Annotated in this window: 18 protein-coding genes and 1 riboswitch; of the genes, 6 read left to right on the top strand and 12 right to left on the bottom strand. The window is 74.1% G+C overall.

Annotated features, from left to right (window positions below):
• Positions 1 to 45: 45 nt before the first annotated feature.
• From J2S63_RS19465 to J2S63_RS19450, 4 genes are read left to right on the top strand one after another with little or no spacing between them, the layout of a single operon-like run.
• Positions 46 to 1,242, top strand: coding sequence for a metallophosphoesterase family protein (locus J2S63_RS19465; protein ID WP_310305843.1), 1,197 nt, complete (start codon positions 46 to 48; stop codon positions 1,240 to 1,242).
• Positions 1,242 to 4,451 (top strand): AAA family ATPase, encoded by a 3,210-nt coding sequence (locus J2S63_RS19460; protein ID WP_310305840.1) that lies wholly within the window; start codon positions 1,242 to 1,244, stop codon positions 4,449 to 4,451. Before J2S63_RS19465 ends, J2S63_RS19460 begins: the two co-directional genes overlap by 1 nt.
• 9 nt (positions 4,452 to 4,460) lie before the next feature.
• Positions 4,461 to 5,999 carry a TldD/PmbA family protein gene (locus tag J2S63_RS19455; RefSeq protein ID WP_310305838.1) on the top strand — a complete coding sequence of 513 codons (1,539 nt, stop codon included), beginning with the start codon at positions 4,461 to 4,463 and terminating at the stop codon, positions 5,997 to 5,999.
• A 16-nt stretch (positions 6,000 to 6,015) separates the two neighbouring features.
• Positions 6,016 to 7,428 carry a metallopeptidase TldD-related protein gene (locus J2S63_RS19450; RefSeq protein WP_310305834.1) on the top strand — a complete coding sequence of 471 codons (1,413 nt, stop codon included), beginning with the start codon at positions 6,016 to 6,018 and terminating at the stop codon, positions 7,426 to 7,428.
• 6 nt (positions 7,429 to 7,434) lie between these two features.
• Here J2S63_RS19450 and J2S63_RS19445 read toward each other — a convergent pair whose 3' ends face one another.
• The gene (locus J2S63_RS19445; RefSeq protein ID WP_310305831.1) at positions 7,435 to 8,781 is read right to left on the bottom strand and encodes a serine hydrolase domain-containing protein; all 1,347 of its coding nucleotides are present in this window, start codon (positions 8,779 to 8,781) and stop codon (positions 7,435 to 7,437) included.
• A 45-nt stretch (positions 8,782 to 8,826) separates the two neighbouring features.
• On the bottom strand, positions 8,827 to 11,604 hold the full coding sequence (gene gcvP / locus J2S63_RS19440; RefSeq protein ID WP_374725147.1) for an aminomethyl-transferring glycine dehydrogenase: 2,778 nt from the start codon (positions 11,602 to 11,604) through the stop codon (positions 8,827 to 8,829).
• Between the two features lie 159 nt (positions 11,605 to 11,763).
• Positions 11,764 to 11,862: riboswitch (glycine riboswitch) on the bottom strand.
• A gap of 121 nt (positions 11,863 to 11,983) precedes the next feature.
• Here gcvP and J2S63_RS19435 point away from each other — a divergent pair.
• Positions 11,984 to 12,580, top strand: coding sequence for a type 1 glutamine amidotransferase domain-containing protein (locus J2S63_RS19435; protein ID WP_310305825.1), 597 nt, complete (start codon positions 11,984 to 11,986; stop codon positions 12,578 to 12,580).
• A 78-nt stretch (positions 12,581 to 12,658) separates the two neighbouring features.
• Here the strand turns inward: J2S63_RS19435 and J2S63_RS19430 are convergent, their stop codons facing one another.
• From J2S63_RS19430 to J2S63_RS19385, 10 genes are all read right to left on the bottom strand, one after another.
• Positions 12,659 to 13,213, bottom strand: coding sequence for a MerR family transcriptional regulator (locus J2S63_RS19430; protein WP_310306752.1), 555 nt, complete (start codon positions 13,211 to 13,213; stop codon positions 12,659 to 12,661).
• A gap of 301 nt (positions 13,214 to 13,514) precedes the next feature.
• Complete coding sequence (locus tag J2S63_RS19425; protein WP_310305822.1) at positions 13,515 to 14,027, bottom strand: bifunctional nuclease family protein; 513 nt, start codon at positions 14,025 to 14,027, stop codon at positions 13,515 to 13,517.
• Between the two features lie 72 nt (positions 14,028 to 14,099).
• Positions 14,100 to 14,831 carry a transcriptional regulator FtsR gene (ftsR, locus tag J2S63_RS19420; protein WP_310305820.1) on the bottom strand — a complete coding sequence of 244 codons (732 nt, stop codon included), beginning with the start codon at positions 14,829 to 14,831 and terminating at the stop codon, positions 14,100 to 14,102.
• A 17-nt stretch (positions 14,832 to 14,848) separates the two neighbouring features.
• Positions 14,849 to 15,391 (bottom strand): zinc-ribbon and FHA domain-containing protein, encoded by a 543-nt coding sequence (locus J2S63_RS19415; RefSeq protein WP_310305818.1) that lies wholly within the window; start codon positions 15,389 to 15,391, stop codon positions 14,849 to 14,851.
• A gap of 221 nt (positions 15,392 to 15,612) precedes the next feature.
• The gene (gcvH, locus tag J2S63_RS19410) at positions 15,613 to 15,999 is read right to left on the bottom strand and encodes a glycine cleavage system protein GcvH (protein ID WP_310305816.1); all 387 of its coding nucleotides are present in this window, start codon (positions 15,997 to 15,999) and stop codon (positions 15,613 to 15,615) included.
• A 50-nt stretch (positions 16,000 to 16,049) separates the two neighbouring features.
• The gene (locus J2S63_RS19405; RefSeq protein WP_310305814.1) at positions 16,050 to 16,865 is read right to left on the bottom strand and encodes a DUF881 domain-containing protein; all 816 of its coding nucleotides are present in this window, start codon (positions 16,863 to 16,865) and stop codon (positions 16,050 to 16,052) included.
• Entirely contained in the window at positions 16,858 to 17,190 is a 333-nt protein-coding gene (locus J2S63_RS19400) for a small basic family protein (protein ID WP_310305812.1), read from the bottom strand. The genes J2S63_RS19405 and J2S63_RS19400 overlap by 8 nt, the downstream gene beginning before the upstream one ends.
• A complete protein-coding gene (locus J2S63_RS19395) occupies positions 17,187 to 18,143 on the bottom strand; it encodes a DUF881 domain-containing protein (RefSeq protein ID WP_310305810.1) in 957 nt (318 codons plus the stop codon). Before J2S63_RS19395 ends, J2S63_RS19400 begins: the two co-directional genes overlap by 4 nt.
• Entirely contained in the window at positions 18,140 to 18,784 is a 645-nt protein-coding gene (gene clsA, locus J2S63_RS19390; protein WP_310305808.1) for a cardiolipin synthase ClsA, read from the bottom strand. The genes J2S63_RS19395 and clsA overlap by 4 nt, the downstream gene beginning before the upstream one ends.
• 98 nt (positions 18,785 to 18,882) lie before the next feature.
• A complete protein-coding gene (locus tag J2S63_RS19385) occupies positions 18,883 to 19,116 on the bottom strand; it encodes a hypothetical protein (protein WP_310305807.1) in 234 nt (77 codons plus the stop codon).
• 387 nt (positions 19,117 to 19,503) lie between these two features.
• Here J2S63_RS19385 and J2S63_RS19380 point away from each other — a divergent pair, with 387 nt between their 5' ends.
• Positions 19,504 to 19,947 (top strand): hypothetical protein, encoded by a 444-nt coding sequence (locus tag J2S63_RS19380; protein ID WP_310305804.1) that lies wholly within the window; start codon positions 19,504 to 19,506, stop codon positions 19,945 to 19,947.
• Positions 19,948 to 20,109: the final 162 nt, after the last annotated feature.

Raw genomic sequence — 20,109 nt, 5'->3', positions numbered from 1 at the left:
GCGTGGTGACGGGGTTCTGTCGGAGCCCTTTCCTACGGTCAGGGTGTGCGCATCCTCCACACCTCCGACTGGCACCTGGGCCGGTCGTTCCACGGGGTCGACCTGCTCCCGGCGCAGGCGGCCCACCTCGACCACCTCGTCGAGACGGTGCGCGTCGAGCAGGTGGACCTCGTCGTCGTCTCCGGCGACGTGCACGACCGGGCGCTGCCCCCGGTGGGCGCGGTCGAGCTCGCCTCCGACGTGCTGGGCCGGCTGGCCGGTCTCGGGGTCCGCGTCGTGGTGACCAGCGGCAACCACGACTCCGCGATCCGGCTCGGCAGCAACGCCCGGCTCGTCGACTCCGCGGGCGTCCACCTGCGCACGCGGTGGCAGGACGTCGGCACACCGGTCCTGGTCGAGGACGACTGGGGCACGGTCGCGGTGCACGGCATCCCCTACCTCGAGCCCGACGCCGTGCGGCAGGCCTGGGGCCTCGAGCAGCGCACCCACGCGGCCGCCCTGGGTGAGGCGATGGAGCGCGTCCACGCCGACCTCGACCGGCGCGGCGGCCGGTCGGTGGTGATGGCCCACGCGTTCGTGGCCGGGTCGGCCGAGTCGGCCGACGCGATGCGCAGCGACAGCGAGCGCGAGCTGGCCGTGGGTGGGCTCGCGATCGCCCCGACGTCGTTGTTCACCCGTCCGTCCTACGTCGCCCTGGGCCACCTCCACGGAGCGCGCGAGCTGACCCCGACGGTGCGCTACAGCGGGTCGCCGGTGGCCTACTCCTTCTCCGAGGAGGGCCACGCCAAGGGGTCCTGGCTGGTGGAGCTGGGCCGCGACGGGGTCGAGCGGGTCGACCTCGTCCCGGCGCCCGTCCACCGCGGGCTGCAGCGGGTGCGCGGGCGGCTCGACGACCTGCTCCTCGACCCGTCGCTGGCGGCGGCCGAGCAGCTCTACCTCGCGGTCACGCTCACCGACCCCGCCAGGCCGGCCGCTCCCCTCGAGCGGCTGCGCGCTCGTTTCCCCCACACCCTGACCCTCGACTTCGACCCCGAGGGCGTGGCGGTGACCCGGGCCCCGGTCGTGCCGCACGTGACCGGCCGGTCCGACCTCGACGTCGCCCTGGGGTTCGTCCAGGACGTCCGCGACCTCGAGCCCACCACCGAGGAGGAGCTCCTGCTCCAGCTCGCCTGCACCTGCGCCCTGCGCGAGGAGGACCCCGACGCCGACCCGCTCGGGCGACCCGACACCGGGGTGGCGTGATGCGGCTGCACCGGCTCGAGGTCACCGCCTTCGGTCCCTATGCCGACACCCAGGTCGTCAACTTCGACGCGCTCAACGAGGCGGGGGTCTTCCTGCTCACCGGCCCCACCGGCGCGGGCAAGACCAGCCTGCTCGACGCGGTCTGCTTCGCCCTCTACTCCGTGGTGCCCGGCGACCGCGAGGTCCGGGGCCTGCGCTCCGACCACGCCCCGGCCGACCGGACCCCCCGGGTCGAGCTCGAGCTCACCCTCCGCGGCCGGCGCCTGCGCGTCGTGCGCACCCCGGAGTGGCGCCGTCCCAAGCGGCGAGGAGAGGGCACCACCCGGGAGCAGGCCTCGGCGCGGTTGTTCGAGATCGAGCCCGACGGCACCGAGCGGCTGGTCTCCGACCGGGCCCAGGAGGTCGGACACGAGCTGGGTCTCCTCCTGGGGATGACCTCCGAGCAGTTCATGCAGGTGGTCCTGCTGCCCCAGAGCGGTTTCCAGACGTTCCTCAAGGCGCGCTCCGACGAGCGCCGGGACGTCCTCGAGCGACTGTTCGCCACCCAGCGCTTCAGCCGCATCGAGCAGTGGATGCACGACCGGGCCCGCACGGTCCGCGACCAGGCCCAGACCTCCCTGGCCGAGCTGCGCACGCTGCTGGCCGTCCTCCGCGACCGGTCCGGCGCCGAGCTGCCCGAGGCGCTGCAGGGCGACCTCGCTCCGCAGGACGCACCTGCTCTGCACGAGTGGGCCGAGTCCCTCGTCGCGGCCGCGGCGGCCCGGGTCGACGAGCTCGGGGTCGAGGCCGAGGCGTCCGCCCTCGCTGCCGACGCCGCCGAGAGCGAGGCGGACGACGCCCGGCGCACCGATGTGCTCCTGCGGCGACGCGACCGGGCCCGCGCCGACCTCGCGGCGCTCGAGGCCGGTGCGGACGCCGCGGACCGCGACGCCGCCACCCTCGACGCCGACCGCCGGGCCCGCCTGGTCGCGCCGCTGCTCGCCCCCCGCGACCGTGCGTTCTCCCGGGCGGCCGCGGCCGGGGTCGCCGAGGACTCCGCGCGTCGTGTGCTCGCCGCGGCTCCCGCCCTGCTCCCCGACCACGCGCTCGCCGACGACCTCCCGGCTGACGAGAGCCTCGACGGCGCCCGCGACGCTGCCGCCCTCCTGGCACGGCTCGCCGAGCAGGAGCACCACCTGCGCGGGCTGCGCTCGCGCGCGGAGGACCTGCGCCGCCTGTCGGAGGCCGGTGAGGAGGCCGAGTCCGCGCTCGACGCGGCGAGGGCCGTCCTGTCCGCCGTCGCCGAGGAGCGGGGCGCGCTGCCCGCCGAGCGCGCGGACCTCGAGGGCCGGCTCGCGGAGGTCACGGTGGTCGCCGCCGGTCTCCCCACCGCCCTCGAGCGGCACGAGGAGGCCACCCGGCAGCTGCAGTCGGCCATCCAGCACGCCGAGCTCCTGCCCCGGCTCGAGGCCGCGGAGCAGGCCGAACGAGACGCTCACAGCGCGGCCAACGACGCCCGTGGCCACGCCCTCGACCTGGTCGCCCGGCGGCTCGAGGGCATCGCCGCCGAGCTCGCCGGCGCCCTCGTCGACGGCGAGGCCTGCCAGGTCTGCGGGAGCACGGACCACCCCGCCCCGGCGGCCCCGTCCCAGGCGGCCGTCACCGAGGCCGACCAGTCCGAGGCGCAGGCGGCGGCCGACCGAGCGCGACTGCTCCACGACAGCGCCCGGCGGACCTCCGAGGAGCTGCGTTCCCGCGTCTCGACCGCGCGGCAGGCCTCCGGCGGTCTCGACCGCGACGAGGCCGAGCGCGCCCTCCGCGAGGCCGACAGCGCCGTCCACGTGGCCCGTGAGGCGGAGTCCGCACGGCGCTCGCTCGCCACCCGCCTCGACGACCTGCGCCACCGGCTGGACCAGGCAGCCCTCGACCACGACGCCGCCACCGCCGAGGTCGCCGGTCTCACGGCACGGCTCGACGGGCTGCGGCGCGACCGCGACGCGGCGGCGGCCGACCTGCGTCGCGCGCTCGACCCCGCCGACCCCGCCGACCCCGCCTCCGCCGGCTCCACGTCCTCCGGCCCCAGTGCTGGTGACCCCGGTGCTGCCGATCTCGACCAGGACACGGCCGACCCGAGGAGCCCGGACGAGCTGGCCGCCGCCCTCGAGCACCGCCTCGCCGCGGTGAGCCGCACCTCGACCCTCACCCGGGCGCTGGTCGAGGCGACCGCCGCGCACGCCTCGGCCCGTGCCGCGCTGGCCGAGGCCCAGCACGAGGCCGAGGACGCGGCGTGGGCCGCGGGGTTCGCCGACCTCGACGAGGCCCGGGCGGCTCTCCTCGAGCCGGCCACGCGCGCCGCCCTCGAACGCGCCGCGCGCGAGCGGGAGTCCGTCCGGCTGCAGGCCGAGGGGGTCCTGGCCGAGCCCGACGTCGCCGCGCTCCCCGACCACCTCGACGAACCCGCCGAACTCGCCGACCCCGCCGACCCCGCCGACCCCGGCGCCGCCCCCACCAGGCTCGACCTCGCGCTCGTCGAGGCGGCTGCGCGCCAGGCCCGCCACGAGCACGCCCGGGTCTCGGCGCTGCGCGACCACGCCCGGCAGCAGCTCACCGGTCTGCGCGCCCAGGTCGACCAGCTCGCGGTGGCGGTCGACAGGTGGGCCCCCGTCGAGGCCGACGCCGCGACGGTGGTCGACCTGGCGAGCCTCGTCCGTGGCACCGGCAGCAACCGTCTGCACATGAGGCTGTCCTCCTACGTCCTGGCGACCCGCCTCGACCAGGTCCTCGACGCCGCCAACGCGCGGCTCTCCCACATGCGGGACACCCGCTACCTCCTGCGACGCACCCAGCGCGGTCGACGGGCCAACTCCCAGGCGGGGCTCGATCTCGAGGTCCTCGACGAGTGGACCGGCGAGGTGCGTGCGCCCTCCTCGCTGTCCGGCGGCGAGTGCTTCGTGGTCTCCCTCGCGCTCGCCCTGGGGCTGGCCGACGTGATCGGCGAGGAGTCGGGCGGGGTGGAGGTCGACACCCTGTTCATCGACGAGGGCTTCGGCACGCTCGACCCCGAGACCCTCGACCAGGTGATGGACCGCATCGACGACCTGCGCACCGGCGGCCGCGCGGTCGGGGTGGTCAGCCACGTCAGCGAGCTGCGCACCCGCATCACCACCCAGCTCCACGTCCAGCCGACGCGCACGGGCTCACACGTCGCCATCGCCCACGCCGACGCATAGGGTCGGCCCATGGCCGACGCTGAGGACCTGATCGACCCCGACCTCCTGGCGCTCCCCCGGCACCGGCTCGCGGAGGCGGCCCTCGACCGGGCGCGCGCCCTGGGCGTGCAGCACGCCGACTTCCGCCTCGAGCGCAACCGGTTCCAGCGCGTCTCCGTGCGCGACGGACAGGTGCTGGGCGTCGCCGACTCGGTCGACCTCGGCATGGCGGTGCGGGTCGTCCATCGCGGCGCGTGGGGTTTCGCCTCCGGCGTCGTGCTCGACACCGTCGAGGCCGAGCGTCTCGCCGCGGCAGCGGTCCGGGCCGCCGAGGTCGCCTCGACCATGACCACCAGGGCCGTTCACCTGGCCGACGAGCCGGTGCACGCCGACGCGTTCTGGGTGTCCTCCTACGAGGTCGACCCGTTCGACGTGCCGGTCCGCGACAAGGTCGGCCTGCTCGCCGACTGGACCCGTGAGCTGTCCGCCGACCCGCGGGTCGACCACGCGCACGGGTCGCTCGGGATGTGGCGCGACGCGAAGTTCTACGCCGACCTGCACGGCACCAGCACCACCCAGCAGCGCATCCGCGTGCACCCCGAGGTCGAGGTCTCGGGCAGCGACACCCGGCGCGGCCTGTTCGACACCATGCGCACGATCGGCCCGCCCGCGGGCCGCGGTTGGGAGTACCTCTCCGGCACCGGCCACGACTGGGTCGCCGACCTCGCCTCGCTGCCCGGCCTGCTCGAGGACAAGCTGCACGCCCCGACCGTGGAGGCCGGCCGGCACGACCTGGTGATCCACCCGAGCAACCTGTGGCTCACCATCCACGAGTCGATCGGCCACGCCACCGAGCTCGACCGTGCGCTGGGCTACGAGGCGTCCTACGCCGGCACGTCGTTCGCGACGATCGACCAGCTCGGCAGCCTGCGCTACGGCTCGCCGGTCATGCACGTCACCGGCGACCGCACCGTCGAGCACGGCCTGTCCACGATCGGCTACGACGACGAGGGCGTCGCGACGCAGTCGTGGGACATCGTGCGCGACGGGGTGCTCGTGGGCTACCAGCTCGACCGGTCGATGGCCGCGATGCACCCCGAGCTCAACCCGGGCCTGGAGGGTGGCCGGTCCAACGGCTGCGCCTACGCCGACTCCCCCGGTCACGTGCCGATCCAGCGCATGGCCAACGTGTCGCTGCAGCCCGCGCCCGACGGGCCCGACGTCGACGACCTCGTCGCGCAGGTCGAGCGGGGGCTCTACGTCGTGGGCGACAAGTCGTGGTCGATCGACATGCAGCGCAAGAACTTCCAGTTCACGGGGCAGCGGTTCTTCCGCATCGAGGACGGCCGGCTGGCCGGCCAGGTGCGCGACGTCGCCTACCAGGCCACCACCACCGACTTCTGGGGCTCGATGGAGGCCGTGGGCGGACCGCAGACCTGGGAGCTCGGTGGCGCGGTCAACTGCGGCAAGGCCCAACCCGGGCAGGTCGCCCCGGTCTCGCACGGCTGCCCCGCCGCGCTCTTCCGCGGGGTCCGCATCCTCAACACCAACGACGAGTCGGCCCACTGAGGCCGGGAGACACGCGATGACGACCTCCCCCACCCCTCCGCCCGCGCAGTGGGTCCCCCAGCACCTCGTCGAGGACGCCCTGGCCGCCTCGACCGCTGACGACTGCCTCGTCGTCGTCGACGCCTCGACCAGCGCCAACCTGCGCTGGGCCAACAGCACCCTCACCACCAACGGCGTGATGGGCCGCAGCGACGTGACCGTGGTGTCCTTCGTCGAGCGCGACGAGGGCGTCGCCTCCGCGTCGGTCACCGGCACCGCGGCGACCACCGAGCAGGTGCTCGCCCTGGTCGCGCAGGCCGACGCCGCCGCGGCGCAGTCCGAGGCCGCGCCCGACGCGGCGCCTCTCGTGCAGGGACCGGCCTCGCTCGACTGGCACGACCTGCCCGAGCAGACCGACATCGACGTCTACCGCGACGTCGCGCCCGCGCTCGGACAGGCCTTCGCACGCGCGACCAGCGGCGGGCGGGTGCTCTACGGCTTCGTCGACCACGAGGTGACCACCACCTACCTCGGCTCCTCCACCGGCCTGCGGCTGCGCCACGTGCAGCCCAGCGGTCACTGGGGCTGCACCGCCAAGCCGGACGACCTCTCGGCCAGCGCCTGGGTCGGTGGCGCGACCCGCGACTTCAGCGACGTCGACGTGGACGCGATGGAGCGCACCCTCGAGCGCAGGCTGGCCTGGGCGCAGCGCCGGGTCGACCTGCCGGCCGGACGCTACGACACGGTCCTGCCTCCCGGGGCGGTGGCCGACCTGATGATCCATGCCTACTGGGACTCCTCGGCCCGCGCTGCGGACGACGGTCGCTCGGCCTACGCCCGGCCCGGTGGCGGCACCCGCATCGGCGAGCAGCTGGCCCACCCGTCGGTCCACCTGTGGAGCGACCCGCGTCACCCCGGGCTCGAGTCACGCCCGTTCGTGGTCGCGTCCTCCAGCAGCGAGGTCAGCAGCGTGTTCGACAACGGCCTGCCGCTGGAGGAGACCTCCTGGATCAGCGAGGGCCGGCTCACCTCGCTGCTGCAGACCCGCGAGACCGCGGCGCTGACCGGGCAGCCGGTCACGCCCGCGATCGACAACCTGCTGCTCTCGGTCGACGGTGCGACGGGCGGGGAGGCCGAGCTGGTGGGCGACCTCGAGCACGGCCTGCTGCTGACCTGCCTGTGGTACATGCGCACCGTCGACGCCCAGACGCTCCTGCTCACCGGCCTGACCCGGGACGGCGTCTACCTCGTCGAGGGCGGCGAGGTGGTGGGCGCGGTCAACAACTTCCGGTTCAACGAGAGCCCGCTCGACCTCCTCGCGCGCTTCTCCGCCGCCGGCGCCACGGTGCCGTCGTTCGGTCGCGAGTGGGGCGACGTGTTCAGCCGCACCGCGACGCCCGCCCTCCGCGTCCCCGACTTCCACATGAGCTCGGTGAGCGCGGCGCTCTGAGGCCGCTCAGTGCGTCGGGGGGACGCCACCGGGGATCGGCGCCGCGGGGTCATACGGCGTGCGCGTGAGCACGAAGGTGGACACGACCAGGTGGCTCACCGAGCCGTCGGGCCGCCGGACCACCTCGATCGCCTCGCCGTGGTGGTAGCCGGTGGCGCCCACGAACCGACCCTGCTCGAGCCGCCAGGTGCCGTGCACCTCGCCGGTGCGGTAGCGCGAGACCAGCGTGTCGCCCTGCCAGACGAGGTCCAGCGGGGTGTTGCCCCAGTGCCACGTGCCGACCACCTCGCGCACGGGGTCGGGGACCTCGACGCTCGGCAGCCACGGCTCGGGCAGCCGAGGCTCCTCGTCGTGGAGCCGGTCGAGGAGGGCCAGCACCAGGGCCGGCAGGCGGGCGCCGGTGGTGCTGTTGGTCAGCGCCACCCCGCCGGTGAGTCGCGGACGGTCGACGAGCAGGGTGGCCTGGAAGCCGGGCATCGAGCCCGTGTGGCCCACCAGGGTCCCGGAGCCACCGGCGAAGAGCCGCACGCCCAGTCCGTACGCCGAGGCGAGACCACCCGCGGCCGTGCCGGACTGCGGGGTGCACATCCGCTCCAGCGCCGCAGACGGCAGCACCTCCCGGTGCCCCCGCACGAGCAGGTCGGCGAAGGTCGCCAGGTCCATGACGGTGCTCCACACCTGGCCGGCCGCGGCCATCGCGCCGGTGTCGGTGTGCGGTTCCTGGACCAGCTCTCCCGTGCCCGGGTGGACCGACCAGCCCTGGGCGTGGGGCTCGAACGGGTCGTAGGTCGTGCGCAGCATGCCCAACGGCTCGAGCAGGTGTGCGCACAGCGCCTCCCACCAGGTCCGGCCGCGCTGCCGGGCGACCACCTCGCCGAGCAGCCCGAACCCCAGGTTGCTGTAGTGGAAGGTCTCCCCGGACGCGAACGCGGCCGAGCCCTCGCCGAGCGACTCGGCCAGGGCGTCGAACGGGCCGCCGTCGACCCGCTCCCACCAGTCGCCCGGGGGCTCGGCCGGCAGTCCGCCGGCGTGGGCGAGCAGCTCGCGCAGCGTGCGGTCGGCGTACGCCGTGCCGGGCAGGTGCTTGCCGAGCGGGTCGGACAGCGACAGCCGCCCCTCGTCCTCGAGCTGGAGGACCAGCACGGCCGTCATCGTCTTGGTGATCGAGCCGATGCGGTACTGCAGGTCGACCGCCGGGGTGTCGGCGGCGCCCGTGGCCTCGCCGTAGGAGCCGCGCCACTCCAGCACGCCGTCGCGGGTGATCGCCGCGACCAGCGACGGCACCCGGCCGCGGACCTGCTCCTCGGCGAGGGTCACGCGCAGGCGTCGGGCGGTGGGCTCGGTGACGGGCACCCGGCCAGGATGGCACGCGCCCCGGTGCGCACCGGCCCGACGTGCTCAGTCCTGGGCGAAGGCCTCCGGCGAGGGGCAGGAGCACACCAGGTTGCGGTCGCCGTAGGCCTGGTCGATCCGGGCGACCGGCGGCCAGTACTTGTCGGGGTCGTGACCGGTCGGCTGCGCGCCGAGGTCGCGGGAGTAGGGCCGCTCCCACTTCTCGGAGAGGACGGCGTCGGCGGTGTGCGGGGCGTTGCGCAGCGGCGAGTCCACCACCGGCCACTCCCCCGCCTCGACCCGCTCGATCTCGCGACGGATCGCGATCATCGCCTCGACGAAGCGGTCCAGCTCGCCGAGGTCCTCGGACTCGGTCGGCTCGACCATGAGCGTGCCCGCGACCGGGAAGCTCATCGTCGGGGAGTGGAAGCCGTAGTCGACCAGCCGCTTGGCGACGTCGTCGACGGTCACGCCGCTGCTGCGGGTCAGCTCGCGCAGGTCGAGGATGCACTCGTGCGCGACCAGGTCGTTGTGGCCGCGGTAGAGCACCGGGTAGTGCTCGCGCAGCCGGTGGGCGACGTAGTTGGCGCTGAGCACCGCGACCGCGGTCGCCCGGGTGAGACCCTCGGCGCCCATCATCCGGACGTAGGCCCAGCTGATCGGCAGGATGCCCGCCGAGCCGTAGGGCGCCGCGCTGATCGGGCCGATGCCGTCGCGCCGGTCCTCCTCGGGGTGGCCCGGGTGGCTCGGGAGGTACGGCGCCAGGTGCGCCCGCACCGCCACGGGCCCGACGCCGGGTCCCCCACCACCGTGGGGGATGCAGAACGTCTTGTGCAGGTTGAGGTGGGAGACGTCGCCGCCGAACTCGCCGGGCTTGGCGTAGCCGAGCAGGGCGTTGAGGTTGGCGCCGTCGACGTAGACCTGGCCGCCGTGCTCGTGGACGATGCGGCACAGCTCGCCGATGCCGTCCTCGTAGGCGCCGTGGGTCGAGGGGTAGGTGACCATGATCGCGGCGAGCCGGTCGGCGTGCTTCTCGCACTGGGCACGCAGGTCGTCGAGGTCGACCGAGCCGTCGTCGGAGGCCTTGACCACGACGACCCGCATGCCGGCCATCACCGCGCTGGCGGCGTTGGTGCCGTGGGCGGAGGACGGGATCAGGCAGACGTCGCGCTCGGTGTCCCCGTTGGCGTGGTGGTAGCCGCGGATCGCGAGCAGCCCGGACAGCTCGCCCTGGGAGCCTGCGTTGGGCTGGATCGACACCTCGTCGTAGCCGGTGACCTCGGCGAGCCACCGCTGCAGCTGGTGGACCAGCTCGGTGTAGCCGAGCGCGTCCTCGGCAGGCGCGAACGGGTGCAGGTTCGCAAAGCCCGGCAGGCCGATCGGCTCCATCTCGGTGGTGGCGTTGAGCTTCATGGTGCAGGAGCCGAGCGGGATCATCCCGCGGTCCAGGGCGTAGTCGCGCCGGGCGAGCCGCCCGAGGTAGCGCAGCATCGAGGTCTCGGACCGGTGGCTGTTGAACACCTCGTGGGTGAGGAACGGCGTGGTGCGCTCCAGGTCGCCCGGCACCCCGGCGTAGCCGAACCACCCGGTCGGCGCCAGGCCGAAGACCTGTCCCAGCGTCGCGACGTGGGCGTCGGTGGTGGTCTCGGAGAAGGCGACGCCGACCTGGTCCTCGTCCACCAGGCGCAGGTGGATCCCGCCCTCGCGCGCGGCAGCCACGACCTCCGTCGCACGGCCGGGGACACGGACGGTCAGGGTGTCGAAGACGGTGTCGTTGACGACCTCGACGTCGCCGGTGCGCAGCCATGCCGCGAACCCGACCGCCCGCCGGTTGACCGCCTGCGCGATCGCGCGCAGCCCGTCGGGACCGTGGTAGACGGCGTACATCCCGGCGACGACGGCCAGCAGCACCTGGGCGGTGCAGATGTTGGAGGTCGCCTTGTCGCGGCGGATGTGCTGCTCGCGCGTCTGCAGAGCCAGGCGGTAGGCCGGACGGCCCTCGGCGTCGACCGACACCCCGACCAGGCGACCGGGCAGGTGGCGCTCGAGCCCGGCGCGGACGGCCATGTAGCCGGCGTGCGGGCCGCCGTAGAACAGCGGGACGCCGAAGCGCTGGGTGCTGCCGACCACCACGTCGGCGCCGAGCGCGCCGGGCGACTCGAGCAGCGTGAGGGCGAGGATGTCGGCAGCCACGACGGCCAGGCCCCCCGCGGCGTGGGCGGCCTCGATGGCCGGGCGGGGGTCGCGGACGGCACCCGAGGCGCCGGGGTACTGCACGAGCACCCCGCTCACCGACTCCAGGTCGGAGGGGAGCCCGGCCGACACGTCGGCCACGACCACCTCGATGCCCATCGCCTCGGCCCGGGTGCGCACGACCGCGATCGTCTGCGGGAGCGCGTCGACGTCGACGACGAACGGGCCGGTCGCCCCGCGCACCGCGCGGCGCACCAGCGTCATCGCCTCGGCCGCCGCGGTGCCCTCGTCGAGCAGGGAGGCGTTGGCGGTGGGCAGGCCGGTGAGGTCGCCGACCATGGTCTGGAAGTTGAGCAGCGCCTCGAGCCGGCCCTGGGAGATCTCGGGCTGGTAGGGCGTGTAGGCGGTGTACCAGGCGGGGTCCTCGAGCACGTTGCGCCGGACGACCGCCGGGGTGACGGTGCCGTGGTAGCCCAGGCCGATCATCGGCTCGAGCGGACGGTTGGTCGCCGCGAGACGACGGAGGTCGGCGGCGGCCTCCTCCTCGTCGGCCGCAGGCGGGAGGTCGAGCTGGTCGGCCGAGCGGATGCCACCGGGCACCGCTGCGTCCATGAGCTCCTCGAGGGAGGCGTAGCCCAGCTCGGCGAGCATCGCGCGCTGCTCGTCCTCGGACGGCCCGATGTGACGGGCCACGAACGGCAGGCGGCCGGAGGCGGACGGGATCTGGGTCACGAGGCTGGCTCCCTGTGGATGCGGGTGTCGGTCAGCCTCCCCCTCTGTCACGGCAGGGGGACCCGTCGCTCCAGAGTGCCTGACTGTGCGCTCCTGGTGCCTGAGAGGTTCCGGGGAGGAATTGCCCCTTCGGCGCCCACCGAGCGTGGCCCGGCGAGACTCTCGCGCACAGCATCACGGCACCGTCAGGCTACCAGCCCGCCGTGCCCCCGACGGGCCACCGACGGGCCACCGACGAGCGGGGGCACCACCCCCTCGGGGGGGAATGACGTGTCAACCGTCCGGGAACGATGAGGTCATGACCGAGACCCAGCACCAGTCCAGCCCCAGCCAGCAGTCCACCCAGCGGTTCGCGTTCCTCGTCGCTCCCGAGGGCATCGAGCGCGTGGAGCTGACCGACCCGTGGGACGCCGTGCGCGACGCCGGTCACGAGGCCGTGCTGCTCAGCACCGCCGAGGGCGACGTGCAGACCTTCGACCACCTCGACAAGGCCGAGACGCGCCCGGTCGACGAGCTCGTCGGCGACGTGTCCGTCGACGACTTCGACGTCCTGGTCCTGCCGGGCGGGGTGGCCAACCCCGACGCCCTGCGCATGGACGAGACCGCGGTCGCCTTCGTCGGTGACTTCGTACGCTCGGGCAAGCCCGTGGCGGCGATCTGCCACGCCCCGTGGACCCTCGTGGAGGCCGACGTCCTCAAGGGCCGCACCCTCACCTCGTGGCCGAGCCTGCAGACCGACATCCGCAACGCCGGTGGCGAGTGGAAGGACGACCGGGTCGTCGTGGACGGCAACCTCATCACCAGCCGCAACCCCGACGACCTGCCGGCGTTCATCTCCTCGCTGCTCGAGGCCGCCCACCACGGCGCGGACTCCGCGGAGACCACCGACGCCTGAGCGCCGACACCCCGGAACGCACCAGGGCCGGGTCGACCACCTGGTCGACCCGGCCCTCGCTGTGTGGACGGGGAGCGGTCAGCCCGTGAGCTTGGCCGCGCGGCGGCTGGAGAGCTCGTCGGGCCCCTCGCCCGGCTCCTCCCCTGCCTTCTCCGAGGGCAGCTCGGACAGCGAGCCCTCGATCTCGCGCCAGACGCCGCCGATCGCGATGCCGAAGACGCCCTGGCCGCCGCTGAGCAGGTCGATGACCTCGTCGCTGGAGGTGCACTCGTAGACGCTGGCGCCGTCGCTCATCAGCGTCACGCGGGTCAGGTCGTCGGTGCCGCGCGCACGCAGGTGCTGGACGGCGGTGCGGATCTGCTGCAGCGAGATGCCGGCATCGAGCAGCCGCTTGATCACCTTGAGCAGCAGGATGTCGCGGAAGGAGTAGAGCCGCTGGGACCCGGAGCCGGAGGCGCCGCGGACGGTGGGCTCGACGAGGCCGGTGCGGGCCCAGTAGTCCAGCTGGCGGTAGGTGATGCCGGCGGCCTTGCAGGCGGTGGGGCCGCGGTAGCCGACGTCACCGGGCAGCGGGGACAGCTCGTCGTCGAAGAGCAGACCCTGCTCCCCGGCGGCGACCTGCGCCTGCGCCACGCTCTCGTCGGTGCCCGGCGCCTGATCGCTCGTGCCAGTCACGGTGTCCTCCGCTCTGTGCCTCCGTCGTGCGTAGTCCCGAGGGGAAGCCGTTGGGGCCCGGAGTGGGCTACAGCGGTGGAACTACGACGAAGTGAGATCGACCGTACGCGCGAACCCTCGCGTGGTCAAAGACCTTGAAGGTCTGCGCCCGGCGTGTCGCAACCTTCAACCTCAACGTGAAGGTTAATCGCCGGGAGCGCGAGACCCGGCGCGGATCACGCCCGGATCACGCCCGGACCACGCCCGGAGTGCGCCGGGATCAGGCGGGTGGGGCGCCCGGCGGAGGGTCGGACGGGGCGTCGTCGTCGGGGGACTCGAAGTCCTCGGGAGAGACGGAGTCGAGGAACTCGCGGAACTTCTCGACCTCCTCCTCCTCTTCCTCGGGCACCTCGATGCCGGCCTCGTCGAGCACGTCCTCGGCGCAGACGATGCGCGAGCCGGTGCGCAGCGCCAGGGCGATCGAGTCCGAGGGCCGGGCGCTGACCTCGGCGCCGGACGACAGCACGAGCAGGGCGTAGAAGACCCCGTCGCTGACCTCGGTGATGCGCACCTCGGTGAGCTCGTTGCCGGTGGCCCCCAGGACGTCCTTGAGCAGGTCGTGGGTCAGGGGGCGAGGGGGTACGACGCCCTGCTGGGCGAAGGCGATCGCGGTCGCCTCCCCCGCGCCGATCCAGATCGGCAGGTAGCGGTCCCCGTGGGACTCGCGCAGCAGCACGATCGGCCGGTTGGCCGGCATCTCGACCCGGACTCCCACCACATCGACTTCGCGCACCTGGCCAGCCTACTCCCGGCGATCAGGCCGGACGTCGGGGTTTCGCTCCCCCGGTGCACCAGCCGCGAGGACTCACCGGAGGCGGCGCAGGCCGACGCGCACGAGCGTGGCGTGCAGGCGCACCGAGAGGGCGGCGATCTGGCCGGTGACCTCCTCGGCGCGGCCCTCCGCACCGCGTTCGCGGCTGCGCCGGATGGGGGCCGCGACCTGCTCGACCAGCCCGACCTCGCGGTCGGCGGCCGTCTTGAAGGCCCGCAGGTGGCGCGGCTCGATGCCGAACGAGGCCAGCTCTGCCGCGGTCCGGGCGATCACGATCGCGTCGTTGTCGTAGGGCGCCGACCCGGGCCGGGGGACGACCAGGCCGTAGGACTCCAGGTCGTCGAGCAGCGCCTCGTCGACCTCGGCTGCCGCGCACAGCTCGCGGCGGGTCAGCCGCAGCGTCGAGCCGTCGGTGGCGAAGGTCTCCGAGGAGGGGGCACCGTCGGGGGCGAGCACCAGCCGTGGCACCCGCGGACCGGACGAGAGGGCCGGCGGCTCGAGGCCGCGGTCCATCGCGTCGAGGTGCTCCTTGATGATCTTGAGCGGCAGGTGGTGGTCACGCTGGAGCACCAGGGCCGTGCGGAGCCGCTCGACGTCGTCGGAGGAGTACTTGCGGTAGCCCGACGGGGTGCGCGTGGGCACGACCAGGCCCTCGGCCTCGAAGTAGCGCAGCTTGCTCAGCAGCAGCGAGGGGAACTCCTCGCGCAGCGCGGCGTGCACCTCGCCGATGTTCATCCGCGCCTGGGCGGCGCCGGCCTCGGTCACGCTGGTTCCCGGGCGGGTCACTGGCCGCCGAAACCGGCCTGGCTGGCGAAGTAGACCAGACGGAACTTGCCGATCTGGACCTCGTCGCCGCCCTGCAGGAGCACCGCGTCGATGCGGTCGCGGTTGACGTAGGTGCCGTTGAGGCTGCCCACGTCGCGCACGGTGAACCCCTCACCGGTGCGACGGAACTCCGCGTGCCGGCGCGAGACGGTGACGTCGTCGAGGAAGATCTCGCTGTCGGGCGAGCGCCCCGCGGTCACCGTGTCGGTGTCCAGCAGGAAGCGGCTCCCGGCGCTGGGGCCGCGCTGGACCACCAGGAGCGCGTGCCCGGACGGCAGCGCGTCGACCGCGGCGGCGTCGCCCGGGTTGAGCGCCCGCTCCTCCGCGTCGCCCTTGACCGGCGCACGGAAGGTGATCGTCGAGTCGCTGGTCGACCCCGAGCCGCCTCCGACCGCCGGCTGGCTGCCGGTGTCGTCCAGCTGCACCAGACGCGTGCCGCACTGGGCGCAGAAGCGGGCGTCGTCGGGGTTCTGGCGACCGCACGCGGTGCAGAACGGCATCGAGGTCCTCCTGGGACGACGGGGGTGGATGGCGCTGTTCGTACGGGGTTCGGACGGGGGTCCTGCCTGCGACCACCGGGGCCTCAACCTTCACGTACAGGTCGAGGTTGATGGTTCGGCGAATCTACCAGTCGGGGCAACCGTCCTGGCAAACCCGCGCCGGGCCCACGCAGGCCCACCGGGCCCACCGGGCCCACCGGGCCCGCCGGGCCCGCCTCGGGTCAGGACTCGACGCCGGCCTGGTAGGCGGCCGCGTCGAGCAGTCCGTCGAGGGCGGCGGGGTCGGCGAGCCTCAGCTCGAACAGCCAGCCCGCGCCGAACGCCTCGGCGTTGACCATCTCGGGGTGGTCGTCGAGGGCCTCGTTGACCGCGACCACCTCGCCGGACAGCGGTGCGTAGACGTCGGAGACCGACTTGGTCGACTCCAGCTCGCCCACCGACGCGCCCTCCTCGACCTGCTCGCCGACCGCCGGCAGCGAGACGTAGACGATGTCGCCGAGCTGCTCCTGGGCGTAGTCGGTGATGCCGATCCGGACGACGTCACCGTCGCCCTCGGGGCCGCGGACCCACTCGTGCTCGGCGGTGTACCTCAGGTCGTCGGGAAACACGTCGGGTCCTCCTGGCGGGGTGGTGGGGTCGGATCGGTGGTGGCCGCAGGCTACTCCCCCGAGCCCTCCGGGTCCTGAGGGTCGGGCGTGGCGTAGCGCAGCCGCTGCGTGGCGTGCAGGCTGGTGATCTCGATGCGCTGGGCCCGCTCGACGCGGACCGCGCCCCCGACGTCCTCGACCTCCGTGACGAATCCGCCCTGGAAGTCCACGCCCGAGGACAGGGTGTCGGGGTCCCCGATCACGTCGATGACGTACGGCGGCTGCAGCGTCACGCCGTCGACGCGGATCGCCGCGACCCGGCCGCCGCCGCCCGAGGTGTCGGTGATCGCGGTCTGGGCCACCACGCGCACCCGGTCGTTGATCTCGATCGACTCGGCCCCGGCGTCGCGCAGCTCCTGCAGGCCGTTGAGGATCTGGTCGGTGCCGACGCCGGCGCCGCGAGGGTCGACCGTGATGCGCACCCCGGGGCCGCGCACGGCGAGGGTGCCGGCCAGGATCCCCCAGGTGCGCTCCTGCTCCCGCGCCAGCCGGAGCGCCGCGCTGTCGCTGCTCGTGCTGCCCCGCAGCTGGTCGCGGGTGCGGGTGAGCTGGTCGATCTCGTCGCGCGCACGCTCCGCGGCCAGGCTGAGCGAGTTGATCAGCGCGATGAGGTCGGACTGGCGGGCGCCGGTGAAGTTCTGGTCCTGGTCGTTGCTGCGCACCTGCACGGCCGCCGCGAAGCCGAGCCCGGCCAGCAGGATCGCGGCGACCGCCTGCCCGCGGGACCACCGCGGGTGCAGGAGCTCGCGCAGCGCCCGGCGGCGTGGCTCCTCCGGCCCGGCCGGGGCGACGGTCGGGGGCGTGGTGGCCGGTGTCGGGTCAGGCATGGAACAGGTGACGGCGGATCGCCGCGACGTTGGAGAAGATCCGGATGCCGAGGACCACGACCACGCCGGTGCTGAGCTGGCCGCCGACGCCGAGCTGGTCGCCGAGGTAGACGATGAGCGCCGCGATCAGCACGTTGCTGACGAACGAGATGAGGAAGACCTTGTCGTCGAAGATGCCGTCGAGGAAGGCGCGGAGCGCGCCGAAGACGGCGTCGAGGGCGGCGACGACGGCGATGGGCAGGTAGGGCTCGAGCCAGTAGGGCACGTCGGGGGTGAAGAACACCCCGACGACGATGCCGAGCAACAGGCCCAGGGCGGCGATCACGAGGGTCCTCCGGGGGTGTCGGGGGTCGGGTCGGGCGAGCGGGCTCCTCCAGCCCCGTCGGCACCGTCGGCACGGCCGCCGCGGGTGAGGACCTCCGCCGAGCGCAGCAGCGGCGGGCGCACGGCCGGCAGGCGCAGCGCGTCGGCGGACTCGAGGTCCAGGCGCAGGCCGTAGACCGCCTTGAGATTCAACCACCAGGTGCCGCCGGCGGTGTCGACGAACCGCGCGGGAAGGTCGTCCGGATTGCCGATCGCGGAGACGACGTAGGGCCGTCGGAGCGAGCGGAAGTTGACCGTGATCGCCTCGCCGGCCAGCCGGATCGCGCTGAGGGCGGTGAGCCGCTGCCCGTTGATCGCGACCGCCTCGGCGCCCGCCGCCCAGAGGCCGTTGACCAGCTTCTGGAGGTCCTGGTCGTAGACCTGCTGGCGACGGTTCGTGGCGTCGGGGGCGTCGTCGACGGTCACCGTCATGCCGGGCCCCGTGACCGGGACGGTGCCGGTCGCGGCACCGAGGCGGGTGGCGGCGGCGTCGGTGGCGACGGCCCTGCGGACCAGCTGCACGCGGCGACGGTCGAGCCGCGCGACCTCGCGCCGCAGCCGGGCGACGTCGCGGCGGGCCGCACGCAGGGCGGAGTCGGCCGACCGCGCCTCGGAGACCAACGAGGCGCGGCTCTGCGTGCGGGCCGGCTCGGCACGCGCGCTCTGCACGGCGGCGACCGCCAGCAGGAGCGCGAAGAGACCGAGCACGACCGCGGTCCACCCGTGCCGGCGGCGGGCCCTCGCGCGCCCGGCACCTCCGGGTCGCCCGGCGCCTCCTGCCTGGCCCCGCGCCGCCGCTGCGGCGGCGTAGTCACCGTCGAGGCTGGTGGCGACGAGGTAGTCCAGCAGCCCCATCGTCACCTGGGGCGGGAGCGGCCGCTGGGCCGGCGTCGTCGCGGGCCCGGGGGTGCTCACCCGCGGGCCCCGGGGGTGCCGCGGTGGCCGGTCGGCTCAGGGGTGCCGGGCGTGCCGGCGGTGTCGCGCACGCGCGGCACCTCCCGCAGCAGGGTGCGGACCTGCCAGGCGTAGAGGAGACCGGCCCACCAGTACATGCACGTGCCCCAGATCGCGAAGGCCCAGCCGATGGCCCGGCAGACCTCCGCCGCGGTGCTGGGCCCGTCGCCGAGCAGGAGCAGGGGGAAGGTGTAGAGCAGCGCGGCGGTGGCGGCCTTGCCGAGGAAATGCACGGGCAGCGAGTTGTAGCCGCGGCTGCGCAGGAACGGCACGAGCGTCCACAGGAACAGGTCCCGCGCGGGCAGCGCGACCACGAGCCACACCGGCATGATGTCGCGCAGGCCGAGGCCGATCACCGCGACGAGCATCGTGAGCCGGTCGGCGACGGGGTCGAGGATCTCCCCCACCCGCGAGAACTGGTTGAAGCGACGGGCGACGTAGCCGTCGAGGTAGTCGCTGAGGCCCATCACCACCAGGAGCCCGACCGCCCAGCCGTCGGCCTGCGGTCCGAGGACGAGCCAGAGGAACACCGGCAGCAGGGCCAGCCGGAGCAGGCTCAGCGCGTTGGGGACGGTCCAGATGCGGTCCTGCGACTCCTGCACGCGGCCGCCCGTCCTTCCCTCGTCCGTCGACTCCCGAGGGCCCTGGTGGAGCCCGTCGGGCCCACCTTAGTCAGTGTGCGAGCAGGCCCGGGACGCGCTCAGGACGAAGGGAGCGTGCGCCCGCAGCGGGGGCAGTGGCTGCGCGCGCAGCAGTCGAGCTGCTGGCCGCAGCGGCACCGCGCGGCGCTGGTGACCCGCACGGCCGACGTACGCCGGGTGCGGACGTCGCCGCCGGTCCTCGGCGTGGTCGGCGTGGTCGGCGTGGTCGTCGTGGTCGGCGTGGTCGGCGTGGTCGTCATGGTCGTCAGCGTCGTCGTGGTCGTCAGGGTCACGGTGCCCACCTCCCTGGCCTCCCGGGGTCGTGACTCTCGTCCCCGAGTGTCAGGGACCTCGGTCCCGAACCGGCGGAGGATCGCCGAGCGACCCGGCCGCGACCTGCGGATTCCGCCCGTTCGGAGGGGGCGGGTGGCCCGTTCGGACCAGTCCTGCCCGGAGTCGGGACCAGGGTCCCGTGGCACCCGTGACCCACGGCCGGACCGACGATGCCCTTCCTCCCTAAATAGGGAGAAAAAGGGCATGTCCACCCGTGACCTCCTGGAACCGCGCCTCGTTGCAAGGACATAGTGAGGCCACGGCACCCCGGGGAGGCATCGGGGACCGGGTCCGGGACGGGAACCGGACGAGGTGGGGTCTGGGACACGACGATGGGGTGGGGACACATGAGCACTTCGGTTCAGCGCCGCGCGGTGATGCGCGAGATCGTGCGTGCCGCGCAGGAGACCGGCGACGTGGTCGCCCCCTGGACGGCCGTCGACGACGTCGAGACCCACTTCGCCGACGACGAGGAGGTCCTGCTCGAGGTGCACCGCGAGTGGGTCCGCGTCCTGGTCGCCCGCCTGCACCGCGGCGAGATCGTCGCCGAGCGCACCGCCGTCGACGTCCGCGACCTCTACGACGAGGTCGCCGCCTCCCACCCGACCCTGCGTCGCATCCTCGACACCCACGACACCCACCCGGTGCTGTGGGAGCCGACCGCCCAGGAGCACGCCCTCCTGGCGCGCATCGCCGGCCTGGCCCCCGCGGGCACGCTGCCCGAGCGGGCCTCGACCATCGGCCGCACCCTGGTCAGCCAGCGCATCCCGCGCCAGCGGGTCACCGTCTGACGAGCTCCCTCCCTCCGGTCGCCACGGTCCCTCCCTGGTCCCTCCCGACCCTCGTGACGGCGCGATCCGGCGGCCCACCTCAGGGTGGGCCGCCGGTTCTGTCGTCCACGGACGAGTAGACCGCAGGATCCGGGGGTATTGCTCCTGGTGGCCGCAAGGTCG

This window comes from Nocardioides marmoribigeumensis (assembly GCF_031458325.1).
Lineage (GTDB): Bacteria > Actinomycetota > Actinomycetes > Propionibacteriales > Nocardioidaceae > Marmoricola_A > Marmoricola_A marmoribigeumensis.
Note: the sequence above shows the minus strand (reverse complement) of the source record. Positions and strands in the feature narration are given on the sequence as shown.